This is a genomic window from Apibacter sp. ESL0404, assembly GCF_019469245.1.
In the GTDB taxonomy this organism is placed as follows: Bacteria; Bacteroidota; Bacteroidia; order Flavobacteriales; family Weeksellaceae; genus Apibacter.
In genome coordinates this window covers 2,011,918-2,030,347 of the sequence record NZ_CP048267.1, presented here as the reverse complement: position 1 = coordinate 2,030,347, position 18,430 = coordinate 2,011,918, and the positions used below count along the sequence as shown (strand labels likewise).

At 29.0% G+C, this 18,430-nt stretch carries 17 protein-coding genes and 1 tRNA gene; 10 read left to right on the top strand and 8 right to left on the bottom strand.

The annotated features are described in order from the left end of the window. Positions 1 to 82 precede the first annotated feature (82 nt). Both rpsT and GYM72_RS08680 read left to right on the top strand, forming a co-directional pair. Positions 83 to 337: a 30S ribosomal protein S20 gene (gene rpsT, locus GYM72_RS08685; protein WP_105296844.1), complete on the top strand. Its 255-nt coding sequence runs from the start codon at positions 83 to 85 to the stop codon at positions 335 to 337. 15 nt (positions 338 to 352) lie between these two features. Continuing rightward, positions 353 to 424: transfer RNA gene (locus GYM72_RS08680), tRNA-Glu, on the top strand. A 267-nt stretch (positions 425 to 691) separates the two neighbouring features. On the opposite strand, the gene GYM72_RS08675 is transcribed toward GYM72_RS08680, so the two are convergent. Together GYM72_RS08675 and GYM72_RS08670 are read right to left on the bottom strand one after the other, a co-directional pair. Continuing rightward, entirely contained in the window at positions 692 to 1,045 is a 354-nt protein-coding gene (locus GYM72_RS08675) for a DUF1493 family protein (protein ID WP_220264117.1), read from the bottom strand. A 728-nt stretch (positions 1,046 to 1,773) separates the two neighbouring features. Beyond that, positions 1,774 to 2,379, bottom strand: a complete 606-nt coding sequence (locus tag GYM72_RS08670; RefSeq protein WP_220264116.1) for a 2,3-diphosphoglycerate-dependent phosphoglycerate mutase — start codon at positions 2,377 to 2,379, stop codon at positions 1,774 to 1,776. Between the two features lie 168 nt (positions 2,380 to 2,547). Between GYM72_RS08670 and GYM72_RS08665 the strand changes: the two genes are divergently transcribed. The 4 genes from GYM72_RS08665 (at position 2,548) to sucC (ending at position 10,848) form a co-directional block, all read left to right on the top strand. Beyond that, the gene (locus tag GYM72_RS08665) at positions 2,548 to 4,515 is read left to right on the top strand and encodes a S9 family peptidase (protein ID WP_255571494.1); all 1,968 of its coding nucleotides are present in this window, start codon (positions 2,548 to 2,550) and stop codon (positions 4,513 to 4,515) included. A 325-nt stretch (positions 4,516 to 4,840) separates the two neighbouring features. Beyond that, complete coding sequence (locus GYM72_RS08660; protein WP_220264115.1) at positions 4,841 to 7,021, top strand: thiol protease/hemagglutinin PrtT; 2,181 nt, start codon at positions 4,841 to 4,843, stop codon at positions 7,019 to 7,021. Between the two features lie 207 nt (positions 7,022 to 7,228). Beyond that, positions 7,229 to 9,397 (top strand): thiol protease/hemagglutinin PrtT, encoded by a 2,169-nt coding sequence (locus tag GYM72_RS08655; RefSeq protein WP_220264114.1) that lies wholly within the window; start codon positions 7,229 to 7,231, stop codon positions 9,395 to 9,397. 257 nt (positions 9,398 to 9,654) lie between these two features. After that, on the top strand, positions 9,655 to 10,848 hold the full coding sequence (gene sucC, locus GYM72_RS08650) for an ADP-forming succinate--CoA ligase subunit beta (RefSeq protein ID WP_220264113.1): 1,194 nt from the start codon (positions 9,655 to 9,657) through the stop codon (positions 10,846 to 10,848). A 51-nt stretch (positions 10,849 to 10,899) separates the two neighbouring features. Here the strand turns inward: sucC and GYM72_RS08645 are convergent, their stop codons facing one another. Both GYM72_RS08645 and GYM72_RS08640 read right to left on the bottom strand, forming a co-directional pair. Next, the gene (locus GYM72_RS08645; protein WP_220264112.1) at positions 10,900 to 11,859 is read right to left on the bottom strand and encodes an MBL fold metallo-hydrolase; all 960 of its coding nucleotides are present in this window, start codon (positions 11,857 to 11,859) and stop codon (positions 10,900 to 10,902) included. 24 nt (positions 11,860 to 11,883) lie between these two features. Then, positions 11,884 to 12,402, bottom strand: a complete 519-nt coding sequence (locus tag GYM72_RS08640) for a mechanosensitive ion channel family protein (RefSeq protein WP_160564702.1) — start codon at positions 12,400 to 12,402, stop codon at positions 11,884 to 11,886. A 434-nt stretch (positions 12,403 to 12,836) separates the two neighbouring features. Between GYM72_RS08640 and prfB the strand changes: the two genes are divergently transcribed. Beyond that, positions 12,837 to 13,955: a peptide chain release factor 2 gene (prfB, locus tag GYM72_RS08635; RefSeq protein WP_220264111.1), complete on the top strand. Its 1,119-nt coding sequence runs from the start codon at positions 12,837 to 12,839 to the stop codon at positions 13,953 to 13,955. Between the two features lie 62 nt (positions 13,956 to 14,017). Further along, positions 14,018 to 14,929 carry an SPFH domain-containing protein gene (locus GYM72_RS08630; RefSeq protein ID WP_220264110.1) on the top strand — a complete coding sequence of 304 codons (912 nt, stop codon included), beginning with the start codon at positions 14,018 to 14,020 and terminating at the stop codon, positions 14,927 to 14,929. Between the two features lie 91 nt (positions 14,930 to 15,020). Here GYM72_RS08630 and GYM72_RS08625 read toward each other — a convergent pair whose 3' ends face one another. From GYM72_RS08625 to GYM72_RS08615, 3 genes are all read right to left on the bottom strand, one after another. Then, positions 15,021 to 15,380, bottom strand: coding sequence for a hypothetical protein (locus GYM72_RS08625; RefSeq protein ID WP_220264109.1), 360 nt, complete (start codon positions 15,378 to 15,380; stop codon positions 15,021 to 15,023). 43 nt (positions 15,381 to 15,423) lie between these two features. After that, positions 15,424 to 15,585 carry a hypothetical protein gene (locus GYM72_RS08620; protein ID WP_220264108.1) on the bottom strand — a complete coding sequence of 54 codons (162 nt, stop codon included), beginning with the start codon at positions 15,583 to 15,585 and terminating at the stop codon, positions 15,424 to 15,426. Positions 15,586 to 15,798: 213 nt separating this feature from the next. Continuing rightward, positions 15,799 to 16,044: a hypothetical protein gene (locus tag GYM72_RS08615; protein ID WP_220264107.1), complete on the bottom strand. Its 246-nt coding sequence runs from the start codon at positions 16,042 to 16,044 to the stop codon at positions 15,799 to 15,801. A 164-nt stretch (positions 16,045 to 16,208) separates the two neighbouring features. On the opposite strand from GYM72_RS08615, the gene GYM72_RS08610 reads away from it, so the two are divergent. Further along, positions 16,209 to 17,336, top strand: coding sequence for a hypothetical protein (locus GYM72_RS08610; RefSeq protein WP_220264106.1), 1,128 nt, complete (start codon positions 16,209 to 16,211; stop codon positions 17,334 to 17,336). Further along, positions 17,326 to 17,892: a hypothetical protein gene (locus GYM72_RS08605; protein WP_160541661.1), complete on the top strand. Its 567-nt coding sequence runs from the start codon at positions 17,326 to 17,328 to the stop codon at positions 17,890 to 17,892. Before GYM72_RS08610 ends, GYM72_RS08605 begins: the two co-directional genes overlap by 11 nt. Here GYM72_RS08605 and GYM72_RS08600 read toward each other — a convergent pair. Then, entirely contained in the window at positions 17,859 to 18,428 is a 570-nt protein-coding gene (locus tag GYM72_RS08600; RefSeq protein ID WP_220264105.1) for a 5-formyltetrahydrofolate cyclo-ligase, read from the bottom strand. The genes GYM72_RS08605 and GYM72_RS08600 overlap by 34 nt on opposite strands. Positions 18,429 to 18,430 lie beyond the last annotated feature (2 nt).

Sequence of the window (18,430 nt, the reverse complement as noted above, 5' to 3'; positions counted from 1 at the left end):
TTAAATGAAAAAGTATATTTGTAGGATTGTAAAAAATAATTACATTTGCACCGCAAATAGATAATGAAAAGAAAGAATTAAAATGGCAAATCATAAGTCAGCAATAAAAAGAATAAGACAGAATCACGTAAGAAGATTGCGTAATAAGTATTATCATAAATCAGCTCGTACAGCTATTAAAGAATTAAGAGCTGAAACAGATAAAACTGTAGCGGTAGGTAAATTACCGGCTGTTTTTTCTCAGATTGATAAGTTAGCAAAAAGAAACATTATTCATAAGAATAAAGCGTCTAACTTGAAATCTAAATTAAACAAGCACGTTAACGCATTAGCGTAAATAAAAATAATAGTAGGCCCGTTCGTCTATCGGTTAGGACTTCAGATTTTCATTCTGGCAAGAGGGGTTCGACTCCCCTACGGGCTACTAATCTAAGGCTTAAATTACTTTTAGTAATTTAAGCCTTTTTTATGTAAATTAATTGTCATTTCAGAAAGTAAGAAAAAATTATGAATAAATTAATTGTAATATTTTATAATGTTTATTTACTATTCGATTTAATGACTTCTTATAATTCTCCAATGCTCAAATCTATTTAATATAGAGACCTTTTGTTATTTAAAAAGTTTAGAATAACATTAAATGAAGCTAAATATCATTTTTTAATATTATATAGTTATTGGTAAAATTGTATTATAATAGCACTCCCCTTTCAATAGCTAATTCTAATTCTTTTATACTAAGATCCTTTAATTCTTTTTCATAAATTAATCGTTGATAAAGAAATATATTTACGGTTTTATTAAATATACTTTTTAATATATCTAAAGCAGAATAAGTTTCAGGATAAAACCTTTCGTTAAATTTAAATTCATTGCTAATCTTTATATTAAATTCTTTCGTAAAATATGTAAGAAAATCATTTGCATCATGTCCAATTAATCCAAAATCTTCATATAATTTCATTTCAGGTTTAAATTGTATTTTATTCTCCCATTGGGATAATAAAACTTTCTCTAAAAATAATTGTAATTTATGATCAACCATGTTTATTAAATTTATGATAACTCTAATTTTGACTACATCATTAATAAAATGATTATTTTTATTCAAAGACACAGAATGTCATTTGAAATTCGTAACTAGTTGTTTACATGTCTAATCCAATCACTAACATAGTCAATTCATATCAATCACTAAAAAGTACACGGATCAATGCAGTACTTATAAATTTTCAACTATGATAAGGAGGTGAATTAGATGGTTATAAGATAGGACTTTCGTTTTTTACTAAGTAATTGTTGGAGACACCTAATTAGACAATATTAGGTTATTCAAAAGTATGTAATCTATTGTAGTATGATAAAGTTTTTATATTTTGTAAATGTATAAAAAGATATAGTAAATTGCAAATATATATTGAATAAAAATACATGTACATTAATACTATGTATAAAAACATAAATATTGGTATATAAAATTGTTTTATGAATATATAAAAACTTGCCTTTTTTTATTAAAAATATGTATATAAAAGCTTTTAATTTGAATAGTTTGTTGATGAAATTTTCATTAAAAATTAAAACTTATAAGGAATAAAAGAATAAAATAAAAGTCCTGATTTCAATTGAAATCAGGACCATATGTTTAGTTAAATATTTGAGAAAAGCTATTCGAAGAGAATAACTTACTATGAAAAGAACTTTTTTTAATATTTTTATTTTAAGCTAGCTTAAAAAATATAATTTTGTTAATTTCATAAGAAGTTACACATATTAGAGATTTTTAACCTTTAAAACATGTAAATTGGAATCTAATTCATAGAGTCTGGGTACTCCTGTAGCTAATTCAAATTTTATAATTTCGTCAGGAGTCATTTTTTCTAAATACATAACTAATGCACGTAAACTATTTCCATGTGCAGCTATGATTATATTTTTACCATCCTTAATTTTTGGAACTATCTCACTTTCAAAATAAGGAATTACTCTATCTGCAGTATCTTTAAGGCTCTCTCCTTTAGGCGGAGCTACATCGTAACTTCTTCGCCAAATATGAACTTGCTCATCTCCGAATTTCTTAGCTGTCTCAGCTTTATTTAAACCCTGTAGATCTCCATACATTCTTTCATTTAATGCCTTATCAAATTTCGTGGGTACATTTTTTATTCCGGCTTCATTTAACGCGATTTGTAATGTTTCTTGAGCTCTTTTCAAAGCAGATGAATACGCATAATCAAAATGTAAACCTTTAAGCTGATCGCCGGCTTTTTTAGCCTCTTCTTTTCCTTTGTCGGATAATTCTACATCAACCCAACCGGTAAATTTATTTTCCAGATTCCAAACACTCTGACCGTGTCTCAGTAATACTAAAATTGCCATGATTACAAAATATTTATATTAACTATATTATCTTGAAATAATTGTGCCAATATAAAAATAATGACTATTAATTTACTTATAAATCTGATTAAAGTTTAGAAGTAATGAAATAATTGTTTAAGAAAATGTTAATTTTGAAATTATTTCAAAAAACGGAAAGAGTTAGTAATGAGAAAAAGTAGTTTACTTGTATCAATTCTAATTGGGATTTTTACTATGGCACAAAAACAAAATTTGACTCCTGAATTACTTTGGAGTTTAGGTAGGGTATCTATAGACGCTGTAAATGATACCGGAGACATTATTTATGGAGTACAATATTATAATGTTGATGAAAATAGCAGTACCAGAGATTTATATCATCTAAATTTAGATGGGCAAATTATCAGACTTACTGAAAGTAAAGACAAGGAAAAAGCATTATCTTTTCATTCACAAAATGAATTTATATATTCGGTGGGAGATGATATCTATTCTTATAATCTAAAAACTAAGAAAACAGAAAAAATAAATAAAGAAAACGAAATTCTTTCCGGTTTACTTTATGCTAATAATTCCAACTATTTTGCTATATCTAAACCGGTGAAATTAGAAAAAGTTTTAGGCACAGATATATATCCAATAATGGAAAAATCAGATGTGAAAGTGTATGATCATTTAATGTATAGACATTGGGATACCTGGAAAGACGGAAAATTTAAACATATATTCATTGGTAGTACAAACGGAAGTTTGGTGGATATCAATAAGGATGAAAAATATAATTCCGAAGATTATTCATTTTCTCCTGATTGTAAATATTTAGTTTACCAATCCAAAAAACTTTTCGGAACTCAAGATGCAATTTCAACCAATACGGATATATACCTTTATGATATATTTTCACAACAAACGCAAAATTTAACTGTTGAAAATAAAGGATACGATACTAACCCTAAGTTTAGTCCAAAAGGTGGAATGTTGGCGTGGTTATCAATGCAAACAGACGGATATGAGGCAGATAAGAATGATCTGAAAATTTATGATTTGGCTACTAAAAAAACAATAAATTTAACTTCAACTTGGGATAATACGGTAATAGACTATGTTTGGGCTAAAAATGGAAAGAAAATTTATTTTTTGGCCGGTATCAACGCTACTAAACAATTTTTTGAGTTAGATATCAAAACAAAAAAAATCAGACAAATTACAAACGGTCAGCATGATTATGTTAGTATACGTAACACCGGAGATTATTTGGTTGGAGAGCGTCAAGACATGAATCACGCGTCTGAAATTTATAAAGTAAATATTAAAACCGGAGTTGAAACTAAGTTAACTTCAGTAAATGATGACCTCTATCAAAAGATAAAAAGTTGTAGAGTTGAAGAAAGGTGGATTAATACAACCGACGGAAAAAAAATGTTGGTTTGGGTAATATTTCCTCCCGATTTTGATAAAAATAAAAAATACCCTACTTTATTATACTGTCAAGGAGGGCCTCAAAGTACGGTATCTCAATTTTACAGTTTCCGTTGGAACTTTCAGATTATGGCATCCAATGGTTATATTGTTGTAGCCCCCAATCGAAGAGGATTGCCTTCTTTCGGCGTGAAATGGAACGAAGAGATATCAGGTGACTGGGGTGGACAACCTATGAGGGATTATTTATCTGCTATTGATGAAGTTTCAAAAGAACCCTATGTGGACAAAAATCGTTTAGGTGCTGTAGGAGCCAGTTATGGCGGTTATTCGGTTTATTATTTAGCAGGTATTCATAAGAAAAGATTTAAAACTTTTATTTCACATTGTGGGGTATTTGACTTAGAATCCATGTATGGATCAACCGAAGAAATATTCTTTCCCAATTATGATATAGGAGGATCTTATTGGGAAAATCCTCAGCCCAAAGCTTACAAAGAATTTAATCCTATTAAATTAGTTTCTAATTGGGATACTCCTATATTGATTATTCATGGGGGTAGGGATTATCGAGTTCCTTATACTCAAGGGCTTGAAGCTTTTCAAGCAGCGCAATTGAAGGGTATAAAAAGTCGACTTTTGTATTTTCCGGAAGAAAGCCATTGGGTTCAACAACCCCAAAATGGGATAATCTGGCAAAAAGAATTTTTTAAATGGTTAAAAGAGACACTTTGAGATAGTAAGCATAAGCAGAAAGGATAAATAATTTTATAATTTTACTTAATGTAAATAGCAATAAATTACTATTAAAAATTATTTTTTTAAAAGGTTGAAGTTTTATCTTCAACCTTTTATTTTATGCAAAAAGAGTAAAATTTTCATATACATAAAATTTTAAAAAAAGGTCAAATGAATATGTGTGTAATAAAGTGATATATAATATATGTAATTTATCTAAAAAAAATATATTTTAATTTAAATATTTTTTTTAATAATATAGATAATTTGTAAATATTAATGTAATTTTATTGTCAAATTTTAATATATTAAAAATATTATCATGAGAAAACATATATTTATTATTCTTTTTGTTTTGACATATATTCAATTATGGTCAAAACAAGTAGGTCCTGCAGAGGCTTTACAAGTTGCAGAAAAATTTATAAAAAAAAACATTAATTCCATTCAACATAGAGAAATAAGTGGCCAATTAAGATTAGTTTATACTGCAGAGAGTGAGGTAAATAAATTAAAGAAAAATCATTCACAAAAGTACTATTATGTTTACAACATTGGAACAAAGCAAGGTTTTATAATTATTTCAGCAGATGATATAAATTATCCAATCATAGGATATTCCAACTCAGGGTATTATGATGTTGCTAATCTTCCTGATAATTTTCAATCTTGGATGAAAGCCGTAGAATTAGGCATGCAACAAGCTTTTGATAATTTAACCAGACCTACCAAAGAAATTGAAAAAGAATGGGAATTATATAGAAGTTCAAAAAAAAGCATCCAAACCAGAATTACCGCACTAGAACCGCTTATTAAAACAAAATGGAATCAAAGAACACCTTTTAATAGTCAAATTCCTTATGAAGTTCTTACCGGTTGTGTAGCAACGGCTACCGCACAGATTATGAAATTTCATCAACACCCTAAAAAAGGAACTGGTATCATTCCGGCTTATCAGACCAAAGACCCCAGTAACAATGTAACCTATAATATACCGCAGATAGATTTAAAGCAATACGAGTATGATTGGGCAAATATGTTAAATGAATATTATAATTCACCTAGTCCGAATTATACCAATGAACAAGCAAAGGCTGTAGGGCTCTTAATGTATCATATAGGAGCAAGTGCCCAAATGAAATATGGAGTAAAAGAAAGCGGGACTTCTAGCCGGAATGCTTTAAAGGCGTTGTATACTTATTATAATTATGACAAAAGTATAGATTATATAATTCGAGGCAAATATTTTACTAATTTAAATGAAATACCTATCAGTGATGAAGAATGGAATACTATCATAATAAAAGAATTAAATGAAGGTAGGCCTATCTATTATTCAGGAAGCACGGAAAATAGAACGGGACATGCATTTGTTTGTGATGGGTACGATTCCAACGGTCTCTTGCATTTTAATTTTGGATGGGGAGGATATCAAGACGGATATTACAATTCAAATGCCCCATTAGAATATAAATATGGCCAAAGTATTGGTATAAATATAAAACCCAATGAAGGAGGAGAAAAAGTCAATAGATATTTTGTAAATAAGCTTACGATTTCAACTGATAAAGTATATAAAGATGAATGTTTTACTGAAAAACATGATTTATACAACATATGTGTAGAAGATACCATTATATTAAAAAATCAATACATGGCTTTATATGATCTTAACAATAAAATGGTAACGCTACTTAATGAAAGTACAAATCCGTATAATTTTAAAAATAATTATTATACGCTAAACAGTACTATTAAAGCAGGGAAGTATCGTTTGAAAGTATTGGAAAAGAAAGGAGATGCGTATATACCAATTAAAACGTCTCAAAATGTAGATGATACAAGTATAATTGAATTGCTGGATGGTGTTAAATCGCATAACCTTAATTTATTAAATAATAAAGTTCTTACGGCCAACATAAGAAAAGCTAAACCTAAAGATTACCTACAAGTAGAATTTTCATTTGGGAATAATCGATGTAGACCTTTTAATGGAACGATAGCTTTAGCTTTGACTAATGAGGAGGATAAATTGATCTATATTCTTGGAAAAGATTTAATAAATAATTTAAGAGAGGGTTATTACTATGGATCATATATAATTTCAGATTATATACCAGATGATGCTGCTAGTGGGGAGTATCGAATCAGAATTTTTGCACGTGAAAATGAAGGGCAAGAGTGGCAATTGTTGGAAGGAGCAACTGTTAATTATCTTCCTCTGACCATAGAAAATGGTAAACTGGGAATAGAAGAGCTGAAAAATGAAGCGAATGAAATTGTAATCTATCCTAATCCCGTTAAAAATATTTTGTACATCAAATCTGATTTAGAACATCAAATTAAATCCATTTCAATTTATGATTTATCAGGTAAAGAAGTATTGCAAGGTAATATAGATCCTTCTAACGGGGTAAATGTGAGTTCATTAATTTCGGGAGCTTACATAATAAAAATCCAAACGTCTAAAGAAATAATGAAATATAAATTTATTAAAAAATAATTTTACTTAAAATTTTAATAAAATTTAAGTGGGTGAAGAATTTTCTTCACCCTTTTTTGTATAAAAATCTAATTAAAAAAAAGAATACTTATTAATAATCATTAACCTTTTTTATTATTAAAATATTATAAAATAAATATTTTATTTTTTTTAAAGAGGTAATTAATAATTTATTTATTATATTTGAATATAATTAAAAAATACATTATGAAAAAACTAATATCTTTTTTACTACTATTTGCATTAGGTAATTTACTGCTATGGTCTAAACAAATTGATCAAATAGAAGCAAAACATGTTGCTGAAAATTTTTTAAGTAATAATGTATATGTAAGTCAAAAGATCTCTAGATTAAAAATTAATTTAGTATATACAAGTTTAAATAATGATGTAAAAAATAAGAAAGGTTTAACAGACAAGTATTATTACGTGTATAATATAGGAAATAATCAAGGCTTTATAATTATTTCAGCAGACGACATTAATTATCCCATCATCGGGTATTCAAAAACCGGATCTTATGATGTAAACCATCTTCCGGAAAATTTTAAATCTTGGATGAAATCTATAGAAATGGGTATGCAACAAGCGTTTAATAAATCAACAGAAGCATCAAAAGAAATAAAGTTGGAATGGGAGGAATATAGAAGTGGTAAAAAAACTTTTAAAGTCAATAAATCTATAGAATTACAACCTCTAATTAAAACCAATTGGAATCAAGATGCGCCTTTTAATAACTTAATTCCTTATAAAGTTTATACCGGTTGTGTAGCAACAGCTACAGCTCAGATCATGAAATTTCACCAACACCCTAAATCAGGTATAGGTAAAATTCCTGCGTATCAAACCACAGATTCTTATAATAAACAGGTATATAATATTCCTGAAATTGACCTTTCAAAATATACTTACCAATGGGCAAATATGCTAAATAATTATAACAGTTCATATACTAGCCAACAAGCTAATGCTGTTGCACTTTTAATGTATCATGTAGGAGCTAGTGCCAAAATGCAGTATGGAGTAAATGAAAGTGGAGCATATACTGAAGATGCATTAAAAGCTTTATACACCTTTTTTGATTATGACCAAAGTATAGATTATATTGTAAGAGGTAAATACTACTCTAATGTAAATGAGATAATTATAAGTGATGAAGAATGGAATAAGATTATAACTCAAGAATTAAATAATAATAGACCTATTATTTACTCCGGACAAAGTGGAAATGGTGGACATTCATTTGTTTGTGACGGATACGACTCAAACGGATTATTACATTTTAATTTTGGATGGGGAGGATATCAAAACGGATATTATAATTCAAATGCGCCCTTAGAATATAAATATCAGCAATCGATAGGAATTAATATAAAACCTAATGAAGGTGGAAGTAAAGTTGCCAGATATTTTGTAAACGATTTTACAATTTCAAAAAATAAAGTTTATAAAGAAGAATGTTTTACTGAATTACACAAAATATATAATATAGGAATTGAAAAAACAATAAATAATCTAAATTTCTATATGGCTCTATGTGATTTAAATGGGAATATTGTATCAATATTAAATGAAGGTACTCATCCACTTAATTTTAATTATAATTATTATTCAATAGATAGTAATATACCATCTGGAAAATATCAACTAAAAGTTGTTGAGAAAAAAGGAGATAAATATAGTGCTATAAGAACAGCAACGAATGTAAATAATACCAGCATAATTGAAGTTTTAAATGGCGTAAAATCACATAATCTTTCTATGTTAGATAAAACTCCTTTTTATGTGGATAAAAATCAAGTAAATCCTGGTAATACCATTTATACCAAATTTTCTTTCGGAAATAGTGGATGTAAAGATTTTATAGGAAAAATTGCAATTACTTTAACTAATGAAAATGATGAGATAAAATATATTCTTTCTCAACAAACTATAAACTTAGGAGCGAGATATTACTATCCTTCCTATTCATTATATCTATCTATTCCTAATAATGTTTCAAATGGAAATTACCGAATTAGAATTTTTGCCCGCGAAAACGAAAATCAACAATGGCAAACTTTGGATGGAGCTAAAGTAAATTATCTTCCTATTACTGTAACAAATGTTAAAAGTCGTTCATTAGAAGAAAATGCAAATAATGGCGACGAAATTAGTATCTATCCAAATCCGGTTGAGGATGTATTACACATAAAATTTAATACAGATCTAATCGTAAAATCCGTTACCATATATAATTTTACAGGTAAAGAAGTAATCAATAGAACTATTCAATCATCCAATGAAATCAATGTGAGTCATTTGAAATCAGGATCATATGTTCTAAAAATGAATACCTCTAACGGAATAAAAAAATATAGATTTATTAAAAAATAATTCATAAAATTTAATATATAAATAAGCGTTTCCCAATAATCTAAAGGAAACGCTTTTCTATTTTAAAATAGCTATATATAATTTTGATGAAAAATTCAGATAGCCAAAACATCAATTTTAATTTTTCTTACTAATTGAATTCTATTTATACCCCTGCATTACTAAATAATAAATATCTCATCTAAAAAATCTGTATATTTGTCCTTATAGCATTTAAATAATTGAAGTAGATTAATATAAATCTAAAGTAATAAGCCATGAATTTACATGAATATCAAGGAAAAGAAATACTTTCATCATTTGGAGTAAGAGTTCAAAGAGGAATAGTTGCTACTACACCGGAGAAAGCCGTAGAAGCAGCTAAAGAAATGAATGATCAAACAGGTACTAAATGGTGGGTGGTAAAAGCTCAGATTCATGCAGGAGGAAGGGGAAAAGGAGGAGGAGTTAAATTGGCAAAATCTTTGGATGATGTTAAAGAAATCGCTTCTGAAATCATAGGGATGAATCTAATCACTCCCCAAACACCTAAAAATGGTAAGAAAGTTCATCAGGTATTTATTGCGGAGGATATGTATTATCCCGGAGAGAATACAATTGAAGAATTTTATATGTCAGTTTTATTAGACAGAGTGAAAGGAAAAAATGTAATTATATATTCTACAGAAGGAGGAATGGACATTGAAACGGTAGCAGAAAAAACTCCATCACTTATATTTAATGAAGAAATTGACCCATCGGTTGGTTTACAAAATTTTCAAGCAAGAAAAATTGCTTTTAATCTCGGATTATCCGGAGAGGCATTTAAAAATATGGTAACCTTTGTGACTGCATTGTATAAAGCTTATATAAAAAGCGATGCCACCTTATTCGAGATAAACCCTGTTTTAAAAACATCAGATAATCAAATTGCGGCAGTAGATGCAAAAGTTACTATTGATAACAACGCTCTTTTCAGGCATCCCGAATATGTGAAACTAAGAGATATAAGAGAAGAAGATCCGACTGAAGTACTAGCAGGAGAGGCAGGATTAAATTTTGTAAAACTAGAAGGCAATGTAGGATGTATGGTAAACGGTGCCGGATTAGCTATGGCAACGATGGATATTATTAAACTTTCAGGAGGAGACCCGGCAAATTTTTTAGATGTTGGGGGAACTGCTGACGCTGAAAGAGTAGAAAAAGCATTTAGAATAATTTTAGCTGATGATAGAGTACAAGCGATACTCGTAAATATATTTGGAGGTATTGTTCGTTGCGATCGAGTAGCGCAAGGCATTTTAGATGCCTATAAAAATATGAGCGATTTTATAAAAGTACCAATCATAGTACGATTACAGGGAACTAATGCAGATATAGCTAAAAAAATGATTGATGAAAGTGGATTAAAAGTTATATCTGCTATTACCTTAGAAGATGCGGCAAATGAGGTTACAAAAGCTTTAGCATAATCTTAAAAATAAATAGTAAAAAGGCTATCCATTGATAGCCTTTCTTTATTATTATTGTAAAGGAGTCAAAAAGGGATAAGTTAACCATTGAAAGCTATTGGAATTTGTTTTTTTGACATAGCCAATACCCGGATAAGGAAGATGATAACCAAAAACAAGCGTTTTATCCCTGCTTAAAGTATCAAGAACGGAAATACGTGTTTTAACTGCCAAATCAAAATTCCAGTCAAAAGATGTTCCCCATTCAGGATGTGGGAATAATAATGCTCCATAATGAATTAAATCAGCAATATGGACCATTGATTCATTGTTGGAGTGAATGGTTGAAATAATATGTCCCGGAGTGTGTCCCGGAGCTAATGAAAATGTAATGCAATTTAAAATAGTTTCCTTATCCTTGATAAAATTAATTTTCGATTTTATCGATTTTAATTTAGTACTGATTGCTTTAATACTTTCTTTTAATTCAGCTTCATTTCCTGATCGTTTAGACTTTGAAAAATCCTGTTTTTTACCTGTCCAGAAATCATATTCTTTTTTAGTTAAATAAATAGTGGCATTCGGAAAAACCGGTTTATTATCGGCAACCAATCCTCCAATATGATCTAAATGAGCATGAGTAATAACAAGATCTGTAATTTGATCCGGTTTAATACCGACCACAGATAGGGCAGTAAGCAATTTTCCGCCATTACCATTAATTTCTCCCGTTCCGGTGTCAAATAAAATTAAATGGTTATCCTTTTTTAATAATAAAACATTTAAGGGCAATTCTAATTTATCTGTTGGTAAATAATTGTCTGAAAGTATTTTATTAACCTCATCGGCTTTTGCTACAGGCGCCATTTCGGGTTGTACAGAAGGATTGTAAAAATAGCCATCGGTAAGTAATACTCCTTGAATATCACCGATTTTCAAATTTTGGAATCCGGAATTATTAAAATTTTGAGCAGATGTTACCCCGCTAATAAAAAGGGTAAATACAATTAATTGATTTAAAAAGTTTTTCATATTTAAAGGTTTTTAAAGATTTCATTAGGATGCGTTTAAAGTTAATATGGCTTTTTGTAAAATTAAGTTATTCGGAAAAGTTACCGGTAATCCATCATCGGTACGTAACACAACATAGAAAGCCTTAATATCTTCAACAGTTGCGGTGATTGGATTATCTTTGTCAATAATCTTTATAATGTCTCCTATCCTAAATGGAACAGTGAAATAGATGATAAAACCCGCAGTTACATTGCTTAATAATGACCATTGGGCAAAAAAAGCGACACCTACAATTGCAAAAAAAGAGGCAAATGTAGCAAATATCCATTCCGGAGTAACTCCCCAAATGGTTATAAGAAGAACAAAGCCCAAAATATTAATTAATATACTTGAATATTTAATCACTACTCGTGTTCGTAATTCTTTAATATGGGTATGATTACCATATTTTAAAATTATTTTATTTATAATTAGTTTTAAAAAATATATCCCCATAATAACAATTATAGTTGCTATTAATTGAAGGTGATAATCTTTAAAAAATTTACTTAATAATTCCATTTTATATTATATCATTTAATTTGTTCGTAAATCTTCTTTGTAAATTAGTTTTATTCTATTGGAATGGTATTTTTTCTCAAAATAGAAAGATCATTACTACTTTTTTTAGAAAAAAATGTTTAGCTTACTTCATATATACACATAATTTTTAAGACTCATTTAAAAAAAGAAAGACATATTCTCTTAAATATATATATGGATAAAATGTCTTATTTACAATACATTTTTTATTATTAATGTTATGTTCGGCATTAAGGTATATAATTATTATGAACTCGTTAAAACGAAAGCAAATTTACAAACAAAATTCATCAATTTTTATTTAAAATAGAACTATTTTATCAGATTATAAAAAAATTTAATTTCGGGATACGTTGAATTATATAATACGGTATTTTAATTATAAAATTTTACATTGTATTTTTGTACTACTTATGATTACTCAAGAAAACCTAAAAGAATTACAGACAAGGATAAACGATTTGTATGAATACTTGGAAATAGAAAAAAAGCAAGTAGAAATACAAAATGAAGAAGAAAAATCTGCAGATCCTTCATTTTGGGAAGATCCAAAAGAAGCAGAAAAAATATTAAAACAATTAAGAGCCAAAAAAAAATGGGTTGAAGAGTACCGGGAAATTCACGCACAATATGAAGACTTAGTGGTTTTATACGATTTTTTTAAATCAGGAGATGTTTCCGAAGATGAAATAAATTCTCATTACCAAGCAGTAGTAACTTTGCTAGAAAATATAGAGTTTAAAAATATGTTATCATCTGAAGGTGACGATTTAAACGCTGTGATACAAATAACAGCAGGAGCAGGTGGTACCGAAAGCTGTGATTGGGCAAGTATGCTCATGCGTATGTATATTATGTGGGCTGAAAAACATAATTTTAAAGTGAAGGAGCTTAATTATCAAGCCGGAGATGTAGCAGGTGTAAAAACAGTAACATTAGAGATTGAAGGAGACTATGCCTTTGGTTATTTAAAAGGAGAAAACGGAGTGCATCGATTGGTTCGAATTTCACCGTTCGATTCTAATGCAAAAAGACATACGTCTTTTGCTTCTGTGTATGTATATCCTTTAGTAGATGAATCTATCGAGATCCAGATTAATCAAGCATCGCTTTCATGGGATACGTTTCGTTCCAGTGGAGCCGGAGGACAAAATGTTAATAAAGTGGAAACAGGAGTTAGACTACGCTATAAATATAAAGATGAAGACACAGCAGAAGAAAAAGAAATCATCATTGAAAATACAGAAAGTAGATCCCAACTACAAAATAAGGAAAAAGCATTGCAATTATTAAAATCACGCTTATTTGAAATTGAACTTGAAAAAAGAAATGCGAAACGCGACGAAATAGAGGCGGGTAAAATGAAGATAGAATGGGGAAGTCAGATAAGAAATTATGTAATGCAGCCCTATCGATTGATTAAAGATGTTCGAACAGGTACTGAAACTTCAGACGTTGACTCAGTTATGAATGGTAATATAGATGATTTTATAAAGTCATATTTAATGTTGATGGGACAGAGACCTCAATAAGATACGATAAAATAAAATTATTTATATTTGCTTTTAACAAAACTAAAAATGTTTAATAAATTATGGGTATTATACTACTATTTGTTCTGTTTATATTATTCTTTTTAGGTGCGCCTATATTTGTTGTAAAGCAACAAACATCAGTAATTATTGAAAGATTCGGAAAATTTAATTCCTCACGAAATGCAGGAATTAATTTTAAAGTCCCTTTCATAGATAAGATTGCAGGAAAAGTGAATTTAAAAATCCAGCAATTAGATGTTATGATTGAAACTAAAACAAAAGATAATGTATTTGTCCATCTTAAAGTTTCAGTTCAATATCAAGTAGTTCAGACAGCTGTGTATGATGCATTTTATAAATTACAAAATCCATACGAACAAATCACTTCTTATGTTTTTGATGTAGTTCGGGCTGAAGTTCCTAAATTACGTTTAGATGATGTATTTGAAAGAAAAGATGACATAGCAATTGCTGTTAAAAGTGAATTGCAAGAAGCGATGCAGAGCTATGGACACAGCATTGTGAAAGCCTTAGTTACAGATATTGATCCCGATGAGCAGGTTAAACAAGCAATGAATCGAATAAATTCAGCTGAAAGAGAAAAGGTTGCCGCAGAATATGAAGCAGAAGCAGAGCGTATAAAAATTGTAGCTAAAGCCAAAGCGGAAGCAGAAAGTAAACAATTACAAGGAAAAGGTATTGCCGATCAAAGGAGAGAAATCGCACGGGGTTTAGAGGAATCTGTTAAAGTATTAAACGGAGTAAATATAAACTCACAAGAAGCCTCTTCTTTAATTGTTGTTACTCAACATTACGATACATTAAGCTCCATAGGAGCCAGTTCCCGATCTAATTTAATATTGCTACCCAATAATCCGAGTGCAGCAAGTGATATGTTAACTAATACAATCACTTCTTTTGTAGCTTCACAAAAAGTTAGCGATCAATTAAATGATAAACAATCCGAGTAATAAAATTAATTAAAGAATATAATAATAAAAAAAGAGGCATTGATTTCCAATGCCTTTTTTTATGAAAATATATTAGATATTTATCCTAAAATTATTTTTTAGTGGCCTCCTTAATATCATTTTTAGAATCCTCAGCAGCATTTTTTACGCCTTCTTTAGCGTTATTAGCTGTTTCTTTGATATTATGGTTTTGATCGTTTGCTTCGTCCTTAACTTTATCTACAGTCTTGTCTAAGCTTTCTTTAGCTTCATGAGCTGTTTCTTTTATATGAGCGGTAGCAGAATCGGTGAAATTTCCAATTTTTTCACCTAAAGTCGCTGTATCTTTTGCAAGAGAATCAGCAGTAGAACTAGACGTATCTACATGATTAACTTGTTTTTTTTCACAAGCAATAAAAGAAATAGAAGTAATAGTAGCAATAGTTAAGATGTTTAAAATTGTTTTTTTCATAACGATAAATTTTTAAATGATTTTTTGAAATTTAATTTATTTTTTAGTTGCTTTCATCTAATGCTGAGCTGGGAGCAATTTCTTGCTGTGGTTGAGCATTCATGCCCGGGATAGCTGGATTATTATTGTTCTTAAGGTTAGCAGAACTGTCTATAGGAGGTGCCGGCGCAATTTCTTGCTGAGGCTGAGCATTTAGACCTTGCACGGAATTAATTTCATTGGTTTTATTTTTATGATTATTTTCACATGCAATGAAGGAGCTAGTTATACTAAGTAACGTGATGGCAGTAAATTTTAAAAAATTTTTATTCATCACTTGAGGTTTTTTGTTAAGTTTTAAAAAAGTAAAAATTTACTTTCGGAAAAAAGGCTACAAAAAAGTTGTAACCTTTTGTGAATTTTGTTTAATTTAAACAAATTATTTTGCTTCTTCAGCTTTAGGAGCAGCAGCTTCTTCAGCTTTAGGAGCTTCAGCTTTAACTGTATCTGTTGCAGGAGCTTGAGGAGCTTCTTCAACCGCAGTAGAATCAACTGCTGGAGCAGCAGTTGCTGTAGAATCAGCTGTAGCAGCAGCATCACTACTAGCTTGTTTTTTATCACATGCGATGAAAGAAGTTGTTGCAATAACAGTTACAGCTGCAATGTTTAAAATTAGTTTTTTCATTTTTTAGTTTTTTTAATTATATATAATTTAAATTAGAGAAACAAAGATAGGAGAGTTAAACTTTGTTGCAAGATTCAAATGCTTGTAATATTTTTGTAAAAACTGTTTTTTGAATTATACAAAAAATATACACTGATTATCAGTGTGTTAAAATTATTTTACAAATGAAGGGTCAGGAAAAAATACTTTTTGAGCAATTAAAAAAGGAGGTTACCCAAACCTTTTTAGAAGATTTTCCTACCTTAAATCCTGACATTTCAAAATGGAAAGGATTAGACATTATATATTTTCAAGAACATTTAAGACAAAAAGTTAGAGGAAACGTTAGCGAAAAATGGTTTTATACCTATTTTAAATCTTCATTTGAAAAATTACCCAGAATTGATATGCTCAATTTGTTAACTCAATATTGTGGATATAAGAGGGGATGGACAGAATTTCAGGAAAAATATCAATCTAAAATATCTCAAAGCAATCTAAATTCACATGTGTCGAATGAGCCATTGATAAACAAAACTGTTGGAGATGATAAAAAAAATTCATTAGAAAATGTAGAGGTAAAAACTAATGGTTATGATGATGAAGCTAAACAAACGGAATCTTTAGGCATAAACGTATCTAAAAGTAAAAATCACTCGTTTGGCATTAAAAAATTAATATATACACTGTTAGGATTAATCACTTTGTTAACAGTAGTTTTTTCAATAGATAAATATTACGAATATAGAAATACCTTCAAATTTTGTTTTTATGATGCCGATAGAAGCTCTTTAATAAAATCCAAATTAGAAATAATTATCCAAAAAAATGGAGTATCTCCTGAATATTATACCGTTTCTAATGGTTGTTTTACCTATCGATCATCAACAGATACTCTCAAAATGACTATAAGTTCACCTATGTATAAAAGGGAATCTTTTGTAGTCGGACTTAAAGAAATAAGAGATAAGGGAGAAGAGAATTATAGAAACTTCAAATTGAGGCCTGATGATTATGCTATCATGTTATATTATTATTCAACTGGTGTAAATGATGTAGATGAAAATAAAAAATCGCAATTAATAAAACAAAGAAAAGAAGAGTTAAATAAATTAATTGCTGATGATGCACTTATTTATCAGGTTTACGATAACGAATTATTTGGTGTTGAAGTGCTGGATAAAAAAAAATACATTGACTTTATGACTACACCTACTACCTCACTCAAAAATTATATTCTAATTAACAGCCAGATTAATAAGAACAAAAAAATAGATTTAATAAAATTCAAAATACAAAAAAATGAAAAATAAGCATATAATTCAAATTATTATAGTTTTTCTGATAATAGGTTTTGTAGCTTGTAAGAAGGAAAAATATTACGAAGGAGAAAAAGATCCCATTAAAATAAAAGAATATAACAATAAAAATTATTATGCTTCTGAAAAAATGGATTCATTGGCAGTAATATCACATATAACAGAACAAAAGTTACAAGAAGTTTATGATTTAGCCATTTTAGCAACCGAAAATAAATCAAACAAAGATATTGATACTCTTATAGTTTCACAATTAAAAGGATATTTTCCTAAAAAAGACACGGTGTATGTGAGTAAAATTGTGAATAATTTGGATTCTTTAAAGGTAAAATATGTTACAATTGAACTTGAAAAGAAAAAATCAGATACCACTACTATTCTTAATGATTCAATAGGAGTAGTACATTATAAGGTTCATTATTATAATAATAAGAAAAAATATTTCTCTACTCAGAGATCCCAAGCAAATTATATTTTAAAAAAGAATCCGGAAAAATTTAAATCGGAATTTAAATTTTACTTTACCTCAATTGGAAAAACCGAACAATAATTGGGAGTTATAATATAATCCAAAGGTATATCCGATCTTGAAATATCGTTAATTGCATCCAAGGGTTCAAAAAAAGAAAGTCCAACTTTAGTAGAGGAAAGGTGATTTTTAAGGAAGTTGTCATAGTATCCTTTACCATATCCTACACGATTTCCTAAAATATCATAAGCCAGTAAAGGAGTAAAAATGCAATCTATATTCTTAATCAATATAGGATTTTGATCTATCGGTTCAGGGATTCCCCACAGATTTTTTTCAAGTTTAGTTTCAGGAGTAAGTTCAAAATGTAATAAAGAATTATGATGTACTTTGGAGCAATAAACCTTTTTTTGATTAGCCCACAAATAATTTAGTATAAAAGAAGTATCAATTTCCTTTTTGTCAGAAATAGTTAAGAAAATATGGTAAGAATTGTAGTCGGACAAAATAGATTTTTTCCACTGTAAAAAAATTTGCTCAGATTTAGATACTACCTGCTTTTTCGTAAGCAAAGATCTTAACATTAAAAAATTCTTACGAGCCTCTTTTTTTAACATGA